Raw genomic sequence first — 17,111 nt, forward strand, 5'->3', positions numbered from 1 at the left:
ACTTATTTGTTAAGCAATATTTCGCCAGCAGTATCGCTTTTGGTGATCAATAGTGGGCTGGTTTAGGCAGAAGGCAGAGGGCAGAGGGCAGAAGGAAGAAAGAAGAAAACTACAAAAAGTCCTGTGGTACAAGGGTTACAGAAACTCTACATCATAAGAAAAGTCTTCAGGTTGGATCTGGGTCTTTATCACAAGTCCTACGACGACAGGCAAAATCTTAAAACCCTTCTGCCAACTGTGCCTCCTGCCTTCTGCCTTAAAGCGCGTAACCTTTTATCATCACCAAAAGGTTCAAAAAATGACCCAATATTAATTCTGATTACCGATTTCAGTGAGGCTTAGGGCGAAATAGTTAGTTAAAAGTGGTAATTTTATCCCTGAAACTCCAAATTTCTTAACCGAGTATCGCAGATGACAAATGCTGAGAAAATTCTTTGCAAGCAGTGGCAAGGTGGATATGAGCTTTACGGACGAGACGGCTTTTTGAGCGGGGAAGGTGCGGGTCGTATTGTTCGTACCGTGCTTGGTCTTCCCTGCACGTTTACAGACTTCGACTGTAAGACACCCAGTGACCCACTCTCCTTTGAGCGTTTCGAGCGCATTGCCGATCGCATCACCAGTCGCGCGGTGGGGGTTGACCCAATTCTCAAAGAGATATTTGATACAGTTGGCGGACAGCCAGACTCACTATTTGTCACCCCCCGCCAAATTCGCCAAGCCATAGAAGCTGTCGGAATTCGCCCCAATGACCCACGTCTTGGCGACCTCGGCACCCGATTGGTTAATGGCGACCTTGACGAACGGCTCTCTCCGTCTCGCTTTCTCGCACTAGTAGCATCGAATGTTTTTCTGATCAGTCGCATTCTCCGTCGCGATCTAGCCGTACCCGATTTTGATGAATTTCGTAGAGACTTGGATAGCCTCTATGAGCTAGTTGAGCCAAATCACTCCGGTGCTAATGCTGATTACATTCCCGTGCTGCGTGACGCTGATCCAGAGCGGTGGGGAGTTGCCTTTTGCTCGGTAGACGGACAGCGATATGCACGCGGTCACGTCAATGATTTTTTTTCCATTCAAAGTACCTCTAAACCAATCACCTACGGTCTAGCACTGAGGGAAATTGGCTCTGTCCGTACTCATGAATGGATTGGCATGGAGCCAAGCGGACGACCCTTTAACCACCCCGAACTACTGCCAGATCAGCGACCTTACAATCCGATGGTCAACGCTGGCGCAATCATGACCTGCTCGGTACTCGCTTCAGCATTTGAAGGTGTCTTACCCAGGGAACTCATTGATTATGTCGCTAGCATTTGGGAGCGGATGTGCGGCTCCTTAGTGCGGTTATCTGAAGAGACCATGCTTTCGGAAAAAGCAACTGCTGATAACAATTTTGCCTTAGCCTACCTGATGCGTGGGCGCGTTGCTGCTGCTGTCCCGCACAGGTGCAAAGGTGAGTGAGCAGGCGCGACTGCTGCAACGTCTCGCTCACAGCTTTGATTTGTCTGAGGAAACAACGGAGTTTCTTGTTGCTCGGTGGGACAAAATGAATCTTGAAGAAGTTCTCGCTGCACGCGGTGTTGATCTCTCGACTCCGGTAGAACCTGAAGTGAGCGGTGCGGACGAGATGGTAAACAAAACTAACACTGACAAATTGCATTTGTCGCGGGAAGAGATGGTTTTCTGTGTCCGCGACTCATGGGAATTTGCTAGCCGCCACCGGGAACAGGTAGCCAAGCAAATGTATGCACGCCTGCTGTGGACGGATGAATCGGCGGCAGTACTGTTCATTCGCACTGATATGGAGCAGCAGTCCGCGCTGCTGACGCACATGCTTGAGGTTGCAGTGTCTAAACTTGATGTTCTTGACGAGATTACCGACACGGTGCGCGAACTGGGACGGCGGCACGTCTCTTACAACATCCTTCCCGAACACTACTCGACGGTGGGAGCAAGCTTACTTTGGGCGCTGGAGCAGACGCTAGGACCGCAGCGCTGGACAGATAAAGTCGAAGCAGCATGGAAATCAGTTTATACAATACTCATGAGCGTGATGCTTGAAGGCGATCAACAAGCTCGTGATGGGGTGTAATCAGCCAAAAATACTTACTTATTGCTTGACCATTAGCAGTTGCTGCTAATGGTTGCCGAATCTGAAGAGCAAAAAATTTCGGGGTACTTGGGCGACAATTCAATAACCTTTTAAGGCGTTTGGCGTGGTGGCATAAAATTAGTATTACCTGATATATCCGATCATCATTTACTAGATCAATACCTAGAAGTTGCTCTAAGAATTTATGAAGAATACGAATCACAAAACTAGGCATGTGATTATACTACTCACATCGATTTGTAAGTTGGTGAAAGTGCAGGAAAACCTCAATTGAGATTGTAGAAAAATGACCTAGGCGTAGCCCGCCGCAGGGGTTGTGTCCATTTGAAGGGCGATAAAAATAGCGATCGCTATTTTTATCGCCTCATTTACCACGGTTGATCCAAACGCCTCTGAGTCCAGCTGCTTTAGCTGCATAATAGTCTTCTACAATGCTATCGCCGATATGCCACGCCGCCTCTGGGGAACATTTATGTTTGTCTAAGGCAATGGCAAAAATTTGAGGATCGGGTTTAGCTGCACGTACCTGGGTAGAAATGGTGACGGAGGTAAAAAACTCTCTCAATCCCAAACTTTGCAATACTGAGTAAATCCGAGAATCAAAATTTGACAGTACCCCCAAAGTAACCCCCAACCGCCGCCAATTGATTAAAGCTGGTAAAACATCGGGATAGACAAACCACGGTTCGGCAGTGCCAAAATGGATGTAAAGTTCGCTAAAAAAAGCCGAGAAGTCAGAAAATTCCTTGAGAACACCCGCATCTTCAAAAGTGTTCAGAGCGATTATCCGCCACCAATCAAACTCGCGCTGGGGAATATCTTGCAGTTCTGCATCTAGAAATATCGGCGGCGGCGCTGCTTTAAAACTTTTGATGAAGGCTGTATTCAATGTTTCGGCTGAAACTGTAACGTCAAATTCTTGGGCTATCTGACTATAAACTTCGCCCACACTACCTTTGACATCGAAGAGTGTACCCACAGCATCTAAAAAAATAACTTTCGGTTGTTCCATCAAAGTTTAAAAATTTTGAATGTTGAATGTTAGATTTTGGCTTGTTAAAGAGCTTCTGTGGGTAGAGTCTAGCATCTGCAAAGTAGGTTGGCGAAAATAAAGCAAATCATCGTAAATGCCTTGGTTTTTACCAATGCCCAACCTGAAGTTACCGAGAAAGTGTTTCTATAATCGGACGGACTAACCAATTAAAACCAACTTTGAGTTGATGGTCTAAAGTTGGCAACCTATATAAATAGGCAATCCGACGAGCGACGGATGCCAAGCGACCATCTAGTTTAATTCCCAAACCAGTGAGAGTGGCGTTGTCTATGCCTAGTGCCATCATTTCTCCTAACTGTTGGTAGTGGAAGGGAAGGAGGGGGCGATTAGTCAGACTTGCCCAGATATTCCAAGCAGTATAATCAGCTTGTTGGAAGGCGGCTTGTGCGGTGGCGGGGACTTGCTGTCCTTCAGCATCATGACAGTCTGCTAAATCTCCCAAGGCAAAAATTTCTGGATGATCGAGAACTTGCAGATTGGATGTAGTGCTGATTTGACCACGCTGGTTTTGCTTGAGGGGAAGAGATTTCACTACGGGCGTAACCCTAGTTCCCACAGTCCAAATTACCAAATCCACGGGAATTGTATCTAACTGGTTTTTGTACTCTAGGGAAATGGTATTTTGCTCTATTGATTCGACTTTGGTTTCTAAATCAATAAACACGCCACGGGCTTCTATTGCTTTCTTTGCTGCTTCCCGGTTAAACTCTGGGGAAGTTCGCAAAATTTGGTCAGCGATTTCAATGATCCGAAAGCGTCCTCTTTCACCTAGTCTGTCGGCTAACTTACAGGCTAACTCTACACCACTGTAGCCAGCCCCAATAATTGCTACCCGAATTTTATCAGCATCCGATTCTTCTAAAAATCGCAGGCGCTCTTCCAAACGATAGGCATCAGAGATTGTGCGGAATGTATAGGCGTAGGATGTTGCACCAGGTACTAAATCTAGCGGTGTCTCACCTCCTAGCGCCAGTACTAAGCGATCGTAAGGAATTTCTGGGCCTTCGTGTATATTTACCTGTCGCTGGTCGATGTCAATTCCAGACACAACCCCTTGATAGAAACGCACCCCTGTACCTTGTAAAAGTTCTTCAAACGGTGGGGCGATTTCCCAGGTTTGCAGTTCGCCAGTGAGTAATTCGTAAAGTAAAGGAGAGAATAGGAAGCGATCGCTTTGATCTACCAGAACAATTTCGGGTTTTTGCGTAGATTCCCAAGGTAACTGGCTTAAGCGCAAGGCTGTGTAGAGACCACCAAAGCCTCCGCCAAGGATACAAATTCTAGAAGTTTGTTGAGTCATCGATTCTATCTATGGGACGGTCAATACTAGCTGGGCAACTAACTTCAGTCTAGTAAGTTAAAGCTGACTTTTCAAAATCCCATAAAGTTTTTCAGGGATTAGTCATTAGTCATTAGTCATTAGTCACGGTTATATAACTGAAGATTCGCTATAGTTAACGGTTAACAGGCAACGGCTAAAAGGAGTTAAAGAGATGGAAATTAAGCCAACTGACCCATCGCTAGCACTCATGGAAATTCCCCCTGGCTATCTCAACATTATGGGTTACGTTGATCAGTCAGAAGTTAATGGCCCTGGTTGTCGTGCAGTCATCTGGGTACAAGGTTGTCTTCGTGAGTGTCCTGGCTGCTTTAATACTAACTCCTGGTCTTTTGAGGCTAACCAATTGATTGCTGTTGATACCCTTGCCGAGAATATTCTCAGCAATCCCCACAACACGGGTGTAACGTTCTCTGGTGGAGAACCCTTTTGGCAAGCAACTGAACTGGCATCTTTAGCTCGTAAGGTAAAAGCTGCTGGATTAAATGTAATGTCTTTTACTGGGTTTACCCTCAAGCAACTACAGTCTCAATCCGCACCGCCAGGTTCCCAAGTTTTGTTAGAACAACTTGATATCCTGATTGACGGGCCTTTTGTCCAATCTCTGGCAATTAATTCTCCCAACTCTCCGGTTTCTTCTAGCAATCAACGGGTTCGGGTATTAAACCCGGCTTTCCAAGACCAGATTACTTGGGCTAGCGATCAGATTGAGGTTCATGTCCTCAAGGATGGTAGCCGCATCGTTACTGGCTATCAAGGTGGGCTGGAATTGACGTAGGGGCTAAGGGGCAGTTCTATTATTTGTAAATACACAAACAAAGCCTGCATCGGCAGGCTTTCCCCGTAATTATCTTTAGGATTTACGCTAAAACACAACGCAACTCGTTATTAATAGTTAGAACGGGAGCCAGGCGAGCTTACCACATTAGGGTCACTATAACCTACAGTATCATTGGCTCTGCGGCTCTTGCGACCAAACAAACCAAATAAACCGAGCAAGCCCAGCAAACCCCAATCGCCATCTTGGTAATCTCCGTCGGTAGCAGTGCGGTCTGTAGTGGTATCTGTGACAGTACCATCAGGAGCAGTTGTTGTTTGAGCAGAAGCGGGCAAAACTGTGGGCAAGGTAGCCAAACTTAAAGCTAGGACAGTACTTCCTAAAATTTTGGAGACATTAAAGCGTTTCACGATCACATTCCTCAATTAATTTGCTGTCAGTAATAGTTAAAGCTTATTAAGTTCTGACAGCGACAGCATCAATCTTTAGCTGCAAATATAAATCCGCTTAAAGTTGCATTTGCGATCAAGTAAATAAGCATTTTGGTAGACAATAAACTATTATGCATGGCAAATTAAGCAATAGTAAAGTTAGCGATCGCATTAAAACTAGCTCGATTCCAGAAGAGGAAATTACGTGCTCAGATATGAAAAATGCCGATAATTGAAGGTAATATTGCCGCAGCGATCGCTTCTGGTTGAGAAAATACAGTGATTTTAATCAGGGGTGCGCTTAATAATTAAAATATTGCATAAATGAATTATTGCTACAAAAATTTCTGTACTTTTCAGTAAATCGTCTGCCAAATCTTGAGAATGTTCTCACCACTCCCACCACCGGCAATAGTTTGTCCATCTGGGCTGATGGCGATCGCATAAATATATCCAGAACCCGTCTCTAAAGTGCGGATTTCCTTTCCTGTTAAAGGATTCCACAATTTAATTGTCTTGTCATTGCTGCCACTGACAAGGGTGACACCATTTGGACTTAGGCTAGGCAAAAAAGCTACGGAATTAACCTTCTCTTGATGTCCCTTCAAGGTGCGGATTAAGTTTCCTTTCTCCAGATTCCACAATTTGATTGTTTTGTCTTTACTACCACTGGCAAGGGTGACACCATCGGGAGCAAAAGCAACCGAAAGAATCGACTCACTATTTCCCTCCAAGCTGCGGATTTCCTTTCCTGTCTCTAGATTCCACAATTTAATTGTCTTATCCCAGCTACCACTGGCAAGGGTTTTGCCATTAGGACTAAAAGCCACAGATGGAACACCATTGATATGTCCCTCTAGGGTGCGGATTAACTTTCCTGTCTCTAGATTCCACAGTTTGATTTTCATGTCCTTACTAGCACTGCCACTGGCAAGAGTTTTGCCATCAGGACTGAAAGCTACTGAAGTAATTCCGTCACTATGTCCCTCTAAGGTGCGGATTAACTTTCCTGTCTCCACATTCCACAGTTTGATAGTCTTGTCCGCACTACCACTGGCAAGGGTTTTGCTATCTGGACTGAAGGCTACAGCCCAAATCCAAGTGGAATGTCCTTCTAAGGTGTGGATTTCCTCTCCACTTGCGAGATTCCATAGCTTGATTGTCTTATCATCACTGGCACTACTAAGGGTTATGCCATCAGGACTGAAAGCTACGGAATTCACATCGCTGGAATGCCCCTTCAGGGGTTTGGGCACAAAAGAATTTTCTGAGACGCTTTTTTGGGGCTGAATCGGCTGAGAAATCGGCTGAGAAATCGGCTGAGAAAACTCGCTCATTGTATGAGAGCGAGTTTGGAAATACCAAGTTCCCCCTAATCCGAACACCAAAATGCTACTACCTAACAGGAGTTGAATTCTCCGCTTGTTATTGGGTTTTGGTGAAACGGGCCCGGTGTTTACTGAAGTAGTTGTAAATGTGGGTGCAAGTACAGTTGGTGGCACTGGTGCCAATGGTGATAGCCCAGGTGTCAAGTCAGCCATGACTTCATCAGCCGATTGGTAACGCTTTTGGATGTCTAGTTGCAACAGCTTATCCAAAACTTCACCCAACTCTATAGACACAGAAACTTCGTCTCTACCTGGACTGATCAAATATTGTCGCCAAGATGCCACCCAACTATAGCCCTGCTGTATCCACAGTTGAGATGGGCGAACCCCAGTCAGTAGATGAAAACAAGTCGCCCCCAAACTGAATAAATCACTGCCTGGGTAAGCTTTTCCATCTTGCATCTGTTCAAGTGCAGTGTAACCGTGTGAGCCAATAACAGTGCCCATTTTAGTCTGTACCGTTGCCGTCAGTTGCTTTGAGGCTCCAAAATCAATTAGCACTAATCGCCCGTCTTTTTGACGGCGAATAATATTTTGTGGTTTGATATCCCGATGAATCACTCCCTGTACATGAATAAACTTCAGCACGGGCAGTAAATCTAACAAAAGTCCGCGAATCTCTCTTTCGTTATAGCTTCCCCGCGTCTCCCATTCTTTAAGCAAGTTATGGCCATTGATAAACTGCTGTACCAAAAACAGATAGCTATTTTGCTCAAAATAAGCCAATAAAGTGGGAATTTGCGGATGTTCTGCGAGTTCTTGCAGTCGGCTTGCTTCTTGTTTAAATAGCTCAATGGCCTTGTTTAGTGGCCCAGTTCCCTGAAGTTTTGGGGCAAATTGCTTAACAACACAGCATTCATTCAGTTTGTGTACATCTTCTGCCAAATAAGTTCTACCAAATCCGCCCTCATCTGACAACACCTGAGTAGGACGATAGCGACCTCCCAGCAGGGGTATCAATTCTGATCTACAACTGTGGCAATAGTTGTTTTTATCAGGATTTAGGGGTTTTTGGCAATCGGGATTCACACAACAGAGCATACTGGGAATCCATTTCAATTGGAGTATATATTCATTTTAAGTCATGCAGTATAATCTCTCTTGTTAGTAAATATCACTGAGACACCATACAAATCCCCAATTTCCTTACCTCATAAGGTATTGAACAATTTTAGATAACTTGAAACAAGTTGTGCTTGAGCGATGCCTTTTGAAGAATTGATTGGCACCAATTAAACTTATGCATTATGTAGGCATTCTCAATTTACTAGTCCGGCAGCATCTAGCTCAGTTTGGCAAAAATATCACAGCAAAAATCCGAAAAACAGCAATTTCTGCTTGTAGCTCAGTATATACCTACAACATTGACATTCACTCTAGTACAGCTTGGCAAAAATCCAGCTACCATCTCAAACAATGCTTGGGGCAAAATCGCCTTTTGCCACAGTGTACTAATACTTTAGATTGGGACTTAAATTTTTCGATTTAAAATTTGTCTACCTGTTAAATAGAAAATCATCAGCAAAATTAGGAGCGTAATTATGCTACTAGAAAACAACAGCTATCGTCGCAAATTAAATCGTATTTTAATTTGTTGCTTAAGTAGTAGTTTGTTGATCACAGGTAATGTGCTGCCTATAAGTGCTTTGGGAAGACCTCAAAATTCTAAAGACTTCATAATTGCCAAATCACCAGATGAGAGACAACCAGAAGCAGTAAAGAAAGCAATTGAGCAAATTCCCGTTTCTCAAGCGTCAGTATCTCCAAGACGCAAGCCATCTGTTGAGTCACCAATACAGCAGGCTCGTAGTGTACCGTCTAAGTCAGAAAATCCCCAGCCAACATCTAATAGTTCCAATACTAACCGAGGGACACGTCGCCAGGCCAGTGCCAACCCAGAGACACGTCGCCAGTCCAGTGCCAACCCAGGGACACGTCGCCAAGCCAGCACCAACCAAGAGACACGTCGCCAGTCCAGTGCCAACCCAGGGACACGTCGCCAGACCAGTGCTAACCGTCCAGCAGTTTCTCAACCCGTGACACCTACTTACAAGGAGATTAACTTTGCAGATGTCGCATTGGGAATTCTGAGTAAGAGTGACTTTCAATCTCAAGGTAGATACTTTCATTTCTATGAGTTTGAGGGCAGAGAAAATCAACTAGTCCAAATTAGGCTGATTGGCAGTAATGATACACGCAGATCGAATAACTTGAGTTTAAATCCTTTGTTATTTCTGCACGATCCTGATAATAATATCATTGTGAAAAAAGGCACTTTGGATAAAAGCAGTGGTGGCGATGATGCATTCATTTTTGCGCGACTACCTGCAAAGGGCACTTACAAGATTGCAGTTACTAGCCAAGAACCTGGAGAGATAGGCCGCTATAGTTTGGCTCTGAGAAATGACAGGGCTAGCTATACCTTAGATGAATCAGGTCAACTAAGTGCCAATAGCTCAACCCTAAAACAAAATGGCGGTGCTTACAATATTTCCAATTTTCAAGGTAAAAAAAATCAGCTTGTAAGTATTCGGGTAGATAGTGTTGATGAAGAGTTTTCTCCTTATGTAGCTTTGCTAAATTCTCAAGGACAGAGCATTGCTATAGATAAAGACAAAGACAACAATGGTGTGTACAGTGCTTTAATTGACCGAGCTAGGTTGCCTGAAGATGATACTTACTATATAGTTGTTACTTCCAAGAATCCAAAGGAACTCGGTAAATACAGATTGACTATTTTCTAAGTTAATTTAATTCGCTTAATACCATTTCACGAAACTCCTGCTACAAATACGTTGGTAACGGGAATTTCGTGAAATTCTGGGATTGGTTCAAAACCTGAAAGTTGTCCGAATTGTGCCGATATAGCTTGTGCTGTTGTTGCCGTCGTGTTCTGGATTAGTAATCATTACTAGTCCTGGAGTGATGGTAATATTGTCATCGACTTGGAAACGGTAGAAGGCTTCTAAATGGAGAGAGGTGTCTTGATCTTCGTATTCTTGATTTGCAACTTCCAAGTCATTGTTAATAACTTTGGGTGGTTGACCGATCGCAATTCCTCCAATGCTGTTTTCTCTGCCCAAATCAATCAAAGCCAAAGTTACTGCCCAGTTAAAAATATTTGCCGTTGGGTTGTTTGGTAGATCCATCGCTGTTGCACGGGTAAAGCCAACCCAACCAGAGACATTCAAGTTATTGTTAAGTGCGATCGCTGATTGTAATCCGAAGGAGTGTGCAACAATAGCATCACTCTCATCATCAAAAGGATCGTTGGCGCGACTGCTACCAGTTCCTGTATTGAGGCTGTTGTATGAGTGGATGTAGCTCAAGCCAACTTTGAAGGAATCGCTGGGTTCAAGAGTCAGTTGAGCGATCGCTCCATATTCCGCCTCACCAAATCCAACTTCCGGATCGTTAACATCGTCAGCCAGATACCCCAAACTTAAGCTGATTGAGTCACTAAAATCATAAACTAACCCCACTCCAGCACCCCCTCCTTGGCGATAAATTGGGTTACGCTGTGCAAAACGAGAAATAGCACCACGACTACTGCTACTCAAAAAGGGATTCAGCGGATCAACAAAATCATCAAGGTCACCGCCTTCCGCCTCAAAATAAACAGTAGCTTGCTCTCCTATGGGAAGGCGATATTCTAGGACACTCAATTCAAATTCGTTATTGCTATTGCTCTGAAAGGCTAAACGAGCCATATCAGTTCCCGTCGCATCATCTATTCTAGGGAGATTACTAGCTTGTAGGCGAATTCTGAGGTTGTCCTTTCCGGTGAAGCTTGTATCGAAAGTCAGGCGTGCTCGACTACTCAAGGTAAGATTACTGTCTGTGCTATCGCCGCTACCATCAACTTTTTCCCCACTGCTAACCCCAGAAACGGCAAAAAGAACTTCTCCTTTGAGTTTAGTAGTGATAGAAAATGGTTGTATTGTAGACTCTATGCGGTTTTCCAAATTGTCTAATCGCCCTTGGATAACCTCTAGTTCTTTGCCAAATTCAGCTTTCAAGCGCTTCAAATCTTCCAAGTCTTCCTGGCTGATTCCGTTAGCTGTTTCTGCACTTTTCAGTTTGTCGATGCGGTTGATAGTTGTGGCCAGAATGGCAGCAAATTCATAGCGAGTCATAGCTCGGTTACCGTTGAAGGTGCTGTCAGAATAACCAGCAAGCAGACTGTAGCGATCAATTAATAATTTGAGAGATTGAAAAGCCCAGTCAGTAGGTTGAATTTCTGCTAACTCAGAAACAGCATTAATTTTGGCAAAAGAATCAGTGTTGTTAGTCAAAACAGCAGGGGGAGCTTCGTTAGCAAAAACCTTACTTGTCAATACAAACGTCGTTGTAAAAGCAAGCAAACTGAGATGGCAAACATTCCAGACATTTTTCCACCGAGATTGCTTTTTCATCCGTCCGGGAATGTTTTTTTTAGTTATCGTAATAGTCTCGATACCATTGCACAAAGCGCTCGATGCCTTGCTCTATTTGAGTTACAGGTTGAAAATCTACATCTTGAATCAGTTCATCTACATCAGCATAGGTAGAAAGAACGTCACCGGGCTGCATGGGTAGTAAATTCTTTTTGGCTTGCTTACCCAAGAGTTTTTCGATGATTTCAATAAACGTCATTAACTCTACTGGGCTGTTATTGCCGATATTGTAGAGCTTGTAGGGCGCTTTAGTAATTGAGCTATTTTGATTATTAGCTTGGGGTGGGTTGTGCATCACTCGAACCAGCCCTTCAATTACGTCATCAATGTAGGTGAAGTCTCGTTGCATTTTGCCAAAGTTGTAAACGTCAATTGGCTGATTATTAGCGATCGCTTGCACAAACTTAAAATATGCCATATCCGGTCGTCCCCAAGGGCCGTACACTGTAAAAAAGCGTAATCCTGTAGTTGGCAAGTTGTACAAATGGCTGTACACATGAGCCATCAACTCGTTTGACTTTTTGGTAGCGGCGTAGAGTGAAATGGGATGGTCAACGTTATCGCTAGTAGCAAATGGAACTTTAGTATTTGTGCCATAAACAGAACTGGAAGAGGCAAACACTAAATGACTAACCTGGCTATGGCGACAACCTTCCAGGATATTGACAAACCCTGAAAGATTGCTGTCTACGTAGGCATAGGGGTTATGCAAGGAATAGCGGACTCCTGCTTGCGCTGCTAAGTGAACCACGCAATCAAAGGTATAATCTTGAAATAGTTCGGCAGTAGAAAGGCGATCGCTCAAGTCCAAAAATTGAAAGGTGAATCCAGTTTCGGGATAAAGTTGATTCAAGCGGGCTTTTTTCAAGCTGACATCGTAGTAGTTATTAAAGTTATCGATGCCGTAAACTTGTATCCCTTCTGTTAGGAGACGCTGTGCTAAATGAAAGCCAATAAAACCAGCAACTCCAGTAATTAGTATTTTCATGGTTTGTCATTAGTCATTGGTCATTGGTCATTTGTCATTTGTCATTGGTCAAAAACTTGACTTGTTCTTTTAAAATTTTGAAAATTTCGAGTTCAGAACTTGAACGTTGAGCCTTTTAGCTTGAACGTTGAGCCTTTTAGCTTGAACGTCGAGCCTTTTAGCCTGAACGTTGAGCCTTTTAGCCTGAACGTTGAGCCTTTTAGCTTGAACGTTGAGCCTTTTAGCTTGAACGTTGAGCCTTTTAGCTTGAAAGTTGAGCCTTTTAGCTGGAAAGTTGAGCCTTTTAGCTTGAACGTTGAGCCTTTTAGCTGGAACGTTGAGCCTTTTAGCTTGAACATTGAGCCTCTGAACTCGGAAATTGAGCCTTTAACCAATGACAAATGACAAATTAAGTAATATTCATGGCTTGCAACACAGGGAAAGAGCTTTTTAGAGGATAATAAACAACGCTCAGAGTGTCGGGAATCACTTGCAAACACTGTGGTGAAGTGTCCAAGATATGAACCAGCATATTTTCGATGACGGAGGGAGAAGCAACTACTAATCCAGTTGTGGGACGGGTTAAATCTATGTCATTTGATGGCACTACGGCGCGTTTAGATAAAAGGTTTTGCTGCCAGATGGCGAGAAAATCTTGCCGCAGTACTTGAAATTGCACGGTTTTTGGATGATATTTAAGCAGTTGCTCGGCGTTTTGTTGGGAACTATCCAAATCACTGCTGAGACTAAAATCTATTGGTATTGTCTGAAAGCGTTCAGCTAGCTGATGAATTAAATGTGGCGCTGTGCCTGTGGCTGGTACTACAAGTAGACGCAGACCTTGTTTACCGTTCTTCAGCTTGGGGATGACTTCACTTAGATGGGTAGTAATATTCATTGCCTCCAGTTGCCCTTGCTGTTCACCGGGTGTAGGAAAATTCAGAATGCTGATGCCACAGTTTGATTGCTGGAGGACATGATATTTTTCACATTTCATGGCGATCGCAGTACTGATTAATGCCCGAATTGTGCCACTGTGGCTGACAATTAGAATAGTCTTGCCAACATGACGCGGCAGAATTTCTTGCCAGAATTCATGGGTGCGATCGTACAAATCTAGTACGGGATAGCATTGCTGTACACATGTCGCAACCGCTACACCTGTTGTTTTTAAATGCTTTTCTGGCTGCGGTTCTGCCATCTGAAACTCATGGGGTCGCTCCTTCCAGCAGCGATAATCTGCCGCAAAGTTTTCTTGTACGTATTTGTATGTCAGTCCCTGCCATGTGGGCATATCGATTTCTTTGAGATAGGAAGATGTAAATATTCTCTTCTGCTCCTCTACTTCCATCCCTTCTAGAATTTCAAATGTAGTTTCCTTGACTCGTCGGAGAGGACTGATATAAATTGCATCTAATTCTATTCCTTTGAGAGCAACCCCAGTTTGGTAAGCATCGCTGCGCCCCTTCTCAGTTAACACTGAATCATCGCAACTTCCTTGATAGCGCTTTTGGGCATTGTAGGTACTCTGACCATGACGCACTAAAATTACACGGGTTGAGTCAATTTTGGATTGGGGATTTTTCTTGTCTTCCTCATTTCCTACTCCCTTCTCATCAAGCTTCAACTGCATACACATCATCCTCGTGGGAATTTACCGCAGATTTCAAGGCATACATTGCGCTGTAGCGTCCACCTAAACGCAGCAATTCTTTGTGCGTACCTTGCTCTAAAATCTGTCCGTCTTCGATGTAGAGAATAAAATCGGCTTGTTCAACGGCTCTAAGATTATGAGAAACTACAAAAGTGGTGCATTTTTGAGTTAAGCGATCGAGTGCTTCGTTGACGGCGTGTTCGTTTTCGTTGTCTAAGCCAGTGGTAGGCTCATCTAAAATTGCAATCGCAGCTTGACGAATAGCAGCACGAGCAATAGAAATTCTCTGCCTTTGTCCTCCCGAAAGTGTCGCCCCTCTCTCCCCCAAAATAGTCTCGTAGCCTTCAGGTAGCGCCATGATAAAATCGTGGGCATTTGCCAGACGCGCAGCTTGTTCAATTGCTTGGTCAGAAGCCCCCAAACAGCCGTAGGCAATATTATCTTTGACGCTGGCAGCAAATAGAATTGTATCTTGTAACACCACGCTAATTTGCTGGCGGATAGATTGCACCTTGTACTCACGCAAGTCATGACCATCAACTAAAATCCGCCCTTCCAATGGGTTATAAAGTCGTAACAACAAACTTACTAAGGTGGATTTACCGCCACCAGATGGCCCCACCAAAGCAACGTGTTGACCAGGTTGCACCTCAAAGCTGATATTTTGCAAAATTCTCTTTGCTGGTTCGTAGGCAAAGGTGACATTTTCAAACCGTACACCTCCCAGTAAAGGCGGTGCATCCATTGCTCCCCGTGAATCGCTGATTTCAGGTACGGTGTCCAGCACATCGAGGATACGCTCACCGGAAGCGGTAGCTTTAGCGATTTGCCCGGTATATTTGGCAAGTTGCCGCATCGGCTTAAAAGCAATCCTGAGATAGTTGACAAATACAAGCAAATCCCCAGGTGTGATCGCCTGTCTCAATACCAGCTGCACACCCCGCCATAACACCAAGGCAGTAGCAATGCCTACCAGCAGTTCTACCATCCGTTCTAAACCGGCTGCGAGTTTTTGCGCCTTGGCACTTTCTTTTAAACTTTGGCGATTATGACCCGAAAAAGTCCTCTCCAGCATATTTTGCAGAGAGAGGGCTTGAACAACCTTGATTGCCCCGATGGATTCCGCCGCCGTTGCAGCCATTGCCCCTTCGCGTTGACGTTGCGATCGCACTACTTGCCGAATGCGTTTTGTCAAGCGCATGGTGAAGAAAATAAATAAGGGAAACACGGCGACAGCAATTAGCGCTAGTTCCCAATGCAGCCAGAACATGACAAAAATCATCCCGACTAAGGTGAGGGAATGGGCAATTAGGGGTAATACTGCCATCACCGTCACCTCTCGCAGTCGTTCAATATCGGAGGTAACGCGGGTAATTAAATCGCCGGTTTTGGCTTTGTGGTGAAATGATAAAGAGAGACTTTGGAGATGACTGTAAAGGTCAGAACGAATTTCAGTCAACACATTACTAGCTGCCAGTGCCATGCCCACCACACTAAAGTAAGCAGCAGTAGCCCGAAGTAAAGCGATCGCTACTAACCCCAACGTCAAGCCTGTTAATAGGGCAAATGGGCCCAGTCCTGAAAGTAGGGGAATTCCTAAAGACTGAGATCGAAAACCAGGTACAAGAATGTAATCAAAAATAAACTTTAGCGGCCAGGGTTCCAGCAGGTGCAAGAAAATCTCAGCCATCAGTGCCACAAAAGAGACAATCAGCAGCGCCTTTTGTTTGCTCAACTGGGGCGAAAACCGCTGCAAAATCCGCACAATTCCTGGTAAAGCAGCCCTCAGACTTTTGGGATCTCTAGCCGCCATTACGACTTATCTCCCTCCAGGGAATGAACGAGAGAGACTAACTTGGGGACGGGTTTGGTTGTGTTGACTGTGGGATGACTTTGAGTATAGCGATCGCTAATGTAGTAATTTAATTTTCTTTCGAGAGCGATCGCTATTTTCTCCAGCCACAGGGGATTTTTCCCAAAGGTGAGACGACTTAGCAACGGCTTTAAAAATCCCTGATGGCGACGATGCCCCATCCGCTTGTAGCGTTTCTTAAAATACTTGTCATTAGTCGTTAAATCCCACTTTTCGGAGAAGTGTTTTAAACTGGCAATTTCCCAAGCATCACTCCAGCGCAGCATAAAGAACGTCAATTCTGACAATTCAAACTTTAGCCCTGGTACATAGGTAACTACCGAGGCTGGTTCACAGTAAAATGTACCTCCTGCCTCAGCCACTTTTAGACAAAAATCGATGTGTTCCCGCGTACTCAGGAATTTCTCATCTAACAGCCCAATTCGCCCAAAAATCTCAGTGCGAACTAACATACAGTGAAACTCGGCAAACTCGCATTGCTGACGATGAAGTTGATCCTGCACCTCAGCAACTTTCCGATTTACAAAGTAGTGTTTTTCATGCACCCGTCGCTTGATTGCAGTTTCCTGTATCTCCACAACAATATGAGCTTCACCACCCGCCAAATGTACTGTTTCCCCTAAAGGCTTACCAATGCAAGTAAGGGGACAGACTACAGTCGCGTTTGTTTCTTTGGCACATTCGAGTAAGGAGTTGAGCCAACCTGGACTAACAATTACATCATTGTCAATAAATACTAAATACTCGCTATTAACTTGTTGTAAACCCAGGTTACGGGCTTGGTTGGGTGATAGGTAGTGTTCTGTACGAATTAATTGGAATCCTTTTTCTTGGGCTTGTTCTTCGAGGTAGCGCTGGATATGCTGAGGTGAACCGCCATCTACATAAACTAGGGAGAAAGGTAGTTGAGTGTGTTCGTAAATGCTTTCTAACGATTCGCGGGTGTAACTGAATCGCTCACGCTGCGAAACAATTATGGTGATTTGTGGTTTGTTCATGGTTTCAAAGTTATAAGAAAACGAACCGCAGAGGGATCTTGTGTGAGTCCTAAATCTTTTAGTTCTCTGGATTGGAAGGG

General features: G+C 44.3%; 15 protein-coding genes. 6 read left to right on the forward strand and 9 right to left on the reverse strand.

All coding sequences use genetic code 11. The features are described 5' to 3' along the window. Nucleotides 1-411: 411 nt before the first annotated feature. Together ACEYW6_RS19530 and ACEYW6_RS19535 are read left to right on the forward strand one after the other, a co-directional pair. Entirely contained in the window at nt 412-1,461 is a 1,050-nt protein-coding gene (locus ACEYW6_RS19530; protein ID WP_412981039.1) for a glutaminase, read from the forward strand. Continuing rightward, entirely contained in the window at nt 1,454-2,092 is a 639-nt protein-coding gene (locus ACEYW6_RS19535) for a globin domain-containing protein (protein ID WP_412981040.1), read from the forward strand. Before ACEYW6_RS19530 ends, ACEYW6_RS19535 begins: the two co-directional genes overlap by 8 nt. 385 nt (nt 2,093-2,477) lie before the next feature. Here ACEYW6_RS19535 and ACEYW6_RS19540 read toward each other — a convergent pair whose 3' ends face one another. After that, a complete protein-coding gene (locus ACEYW6_RS19540; protein ID WP_412981041.1) occupies nt 2,478-3,125 on the reverse strand; it encodes an HAD-IA family hydrolase in 648 nt (215 codons plus the stop codon). A gap of 148 nt (nt 3,126-3,273) precedes the next feature. Then, nucleotides 3,274-4,467, reverse strand: a complete 1,194-nt coding sequence (locus tag ACEYW6_RS19545; RefSeq protein WP_412981042.1) for an NAD(P)/FAD-dependent oxidoreductase — start codon at nt 4,465-4,467, stop codon at nt 3,274-3,276. 193 nt (nt 4,468-4,660) lie between these two features. Between ACEYW6_RS19545 and ACEYW6_RS19550 the strand changes: the two genes are divergently transcribed. Next, the gene (locus ACEYW6_RS19550) at nt 4,661-5,284 is read left to right on the forward strand and encodes a 4Fe-4S single cluster domain-containing protein (RefSeq protein WP_412981043.1); all 624 of its coding nucleotides are present in this window, start codon (nt 4,661-4,663) and stop codon (nt 5,282-5,284) included. A gap of 110 nt (nt 5,285-5,394) precedes the next feature. On the opposite strand, the gene ACEYW6_RS19555 is transcribed toward ACEYW6_RS19550, so the two are convergent. Both ACEYW6_RS19555 and ACEYW6_RS19560 read right to left on the reverse strand, forming a co-directional pair. Beyond that, nucleotides 5,395-5,694, reverse strand: a complete 300-nt coding sequence (locus tag ACEYW6_RS19555) for a WGxxGxxG family protein (protein ID WP_190894106.1) — start codon at nt 5,692-5,694, stop codon at nt 5,395-5,397. Between the two features lie 377 nt (nt 5,695-6,071). Beyond that, nucleotides 6,072-8,144: a protein kinase domain-containing protein gene (locus ACEYW6_RS19560; protein WP_412981044.1), complete on the reverse strand. Its 2,073-nt coding sequence runs from the start codon at nt 8,142-8,144 to the stop codon at nt 6,072-6,074. 199 nt (nt 8,145-8,343) lie between these two features. Between ACEYW6_RS19560 and ACEYW6_RS19565 the strand changes: the two genes are divergently transcribed. Then, nucleotides 8,344-8,592 (forward strand): hypothetical protein, encoded by a 249-nt coding sequence (locus tag ACEYW6_RS19565; protein ID WP_412981045.1) that lies wholly within the window; start codon nt 8,344-8,346, stop codon nt 8,590-8,592. A 52-nt stretch (nt 8,593-8,644) separates the two neighbouring features. After that, nucleotides 8,645-9,847, forward strand: a complete 1,203-nt coding sequence (locus ACEYW6_RS19570) for a peptidase (protein ID WP_412981046.1) — start codon at nt 8,645-8,647, stop codon at nt 9,845-9,847. Between the two features lie 87 nt (nt 9,848-9,934). Here the strand turns inward: ACEYW6_RS19570 and ACEYW6_RS19575 are convergent, their stop codons facing one another. Together ACEYW6_RS19575 and ACEYW6_RS19580 are read right to left on the reverse strand one after the other, a co-directional pair. Beyond that, nucleotides 9,935-11,518, reverse strand: a complete 1,584-nt coding sequence (locus tag ACEYW6_RS19575) for an iron uptake porin (protein WP_412981047.1) — start codon at nt 11,516-11,518, stop codon at nt 9,935-9,937. A 19-nt stretch (nt 11,519-11,537) separates the two neighbouring features. After that, nucleotides 11,538-12,527: an NAD-dependent epimerase gene (locus ACEYW6_RS19580; RefSeq protein ID WP_412981048.1), complete on the reverse strand. Its 990-nt coding sequence runs from the start codon at nt 12,525-12,527 to the stop codon at nt 11,538-11,540. A 99-nt stretch (nt 12,528-12,626) separates the two neighbouring features. Between ACEYW6_RS19580 and ACEYW6_RS19585 the strand changes: the two genes are divergently transcribed. Continuing rightward, complete coding sequence (locus ACEYW6_RS19585; protein ID WP_412981049.1) at nt 12,627-12,911, forward strand: hypothetical protein; 285 nt, start codon at nt 12,627-12,629, stop codon at nt 12,909-12,911. Between the two features lie 4 nt (nt 12,912-12,915). Here ACEYW6_RS19585 and ACEYW6_RS19590 read toward each other — a convergent pair whose 3' ends face one another. From ACEYW6_RS19590 to ACEYW6_RS19600, 3 genes are read right to left on the reverse strand one after another with little or no spacing between them, the layout of a single operon-like run. Continuing rightward, nucleotides 12,916-14,139, reverse strand: coding sequence for a histidine phosphatase family protein (locus ACEYW6_RS19590; protein WP_412981050.1), 1,224 nt, complete (start codon nt 14,137-14,139; stop codon nt 12,916-12,918). Beyond that, nucleotides 14,123-15,973 (reverse strand): ABC transporter ATP-binding protein, encoded by a 1,851-nt coding sequence (locus ACEYW6_RS19595; protein ID WP_412981051.1) that lies wholly within the window; start codon nt 15,971-15,973, stop codon nt 14,123-14,125. The genes ACEYW6_RS19590 and ACEYW6_RS19595 overlap by 17 nt, the downstream gene beginning before the upstream one ends. After that, complete coding sequence (locus tag ACEYW6_RS19600) at nt 15,973-17,031, reverse strand: glycosyltransferase family 2 protein (protein WP_412981052.1); 1,059 nt, start codon at nt 17,029-17,031, stop codon at nt 15,973-15,975. The genes ACEYW6_RS19595 and ACEYW6_RS19600 overlap by 1 nt, the downstream gene beginning before the upstream one ends. Nucleotides 17,032-17,111: the final 80 nt, after the last annotated feature.

The sequence above is a fragment of the Nostoc sp. UIC 10607 genome, assembly GCF_047228265.1.
Lineage (GTDB): Bacteria > Cyanobacteriota > Cyanobacteriia > Cyanobacteriales > Nostocaceae > Nostoc > Nostoc foliaceum_A.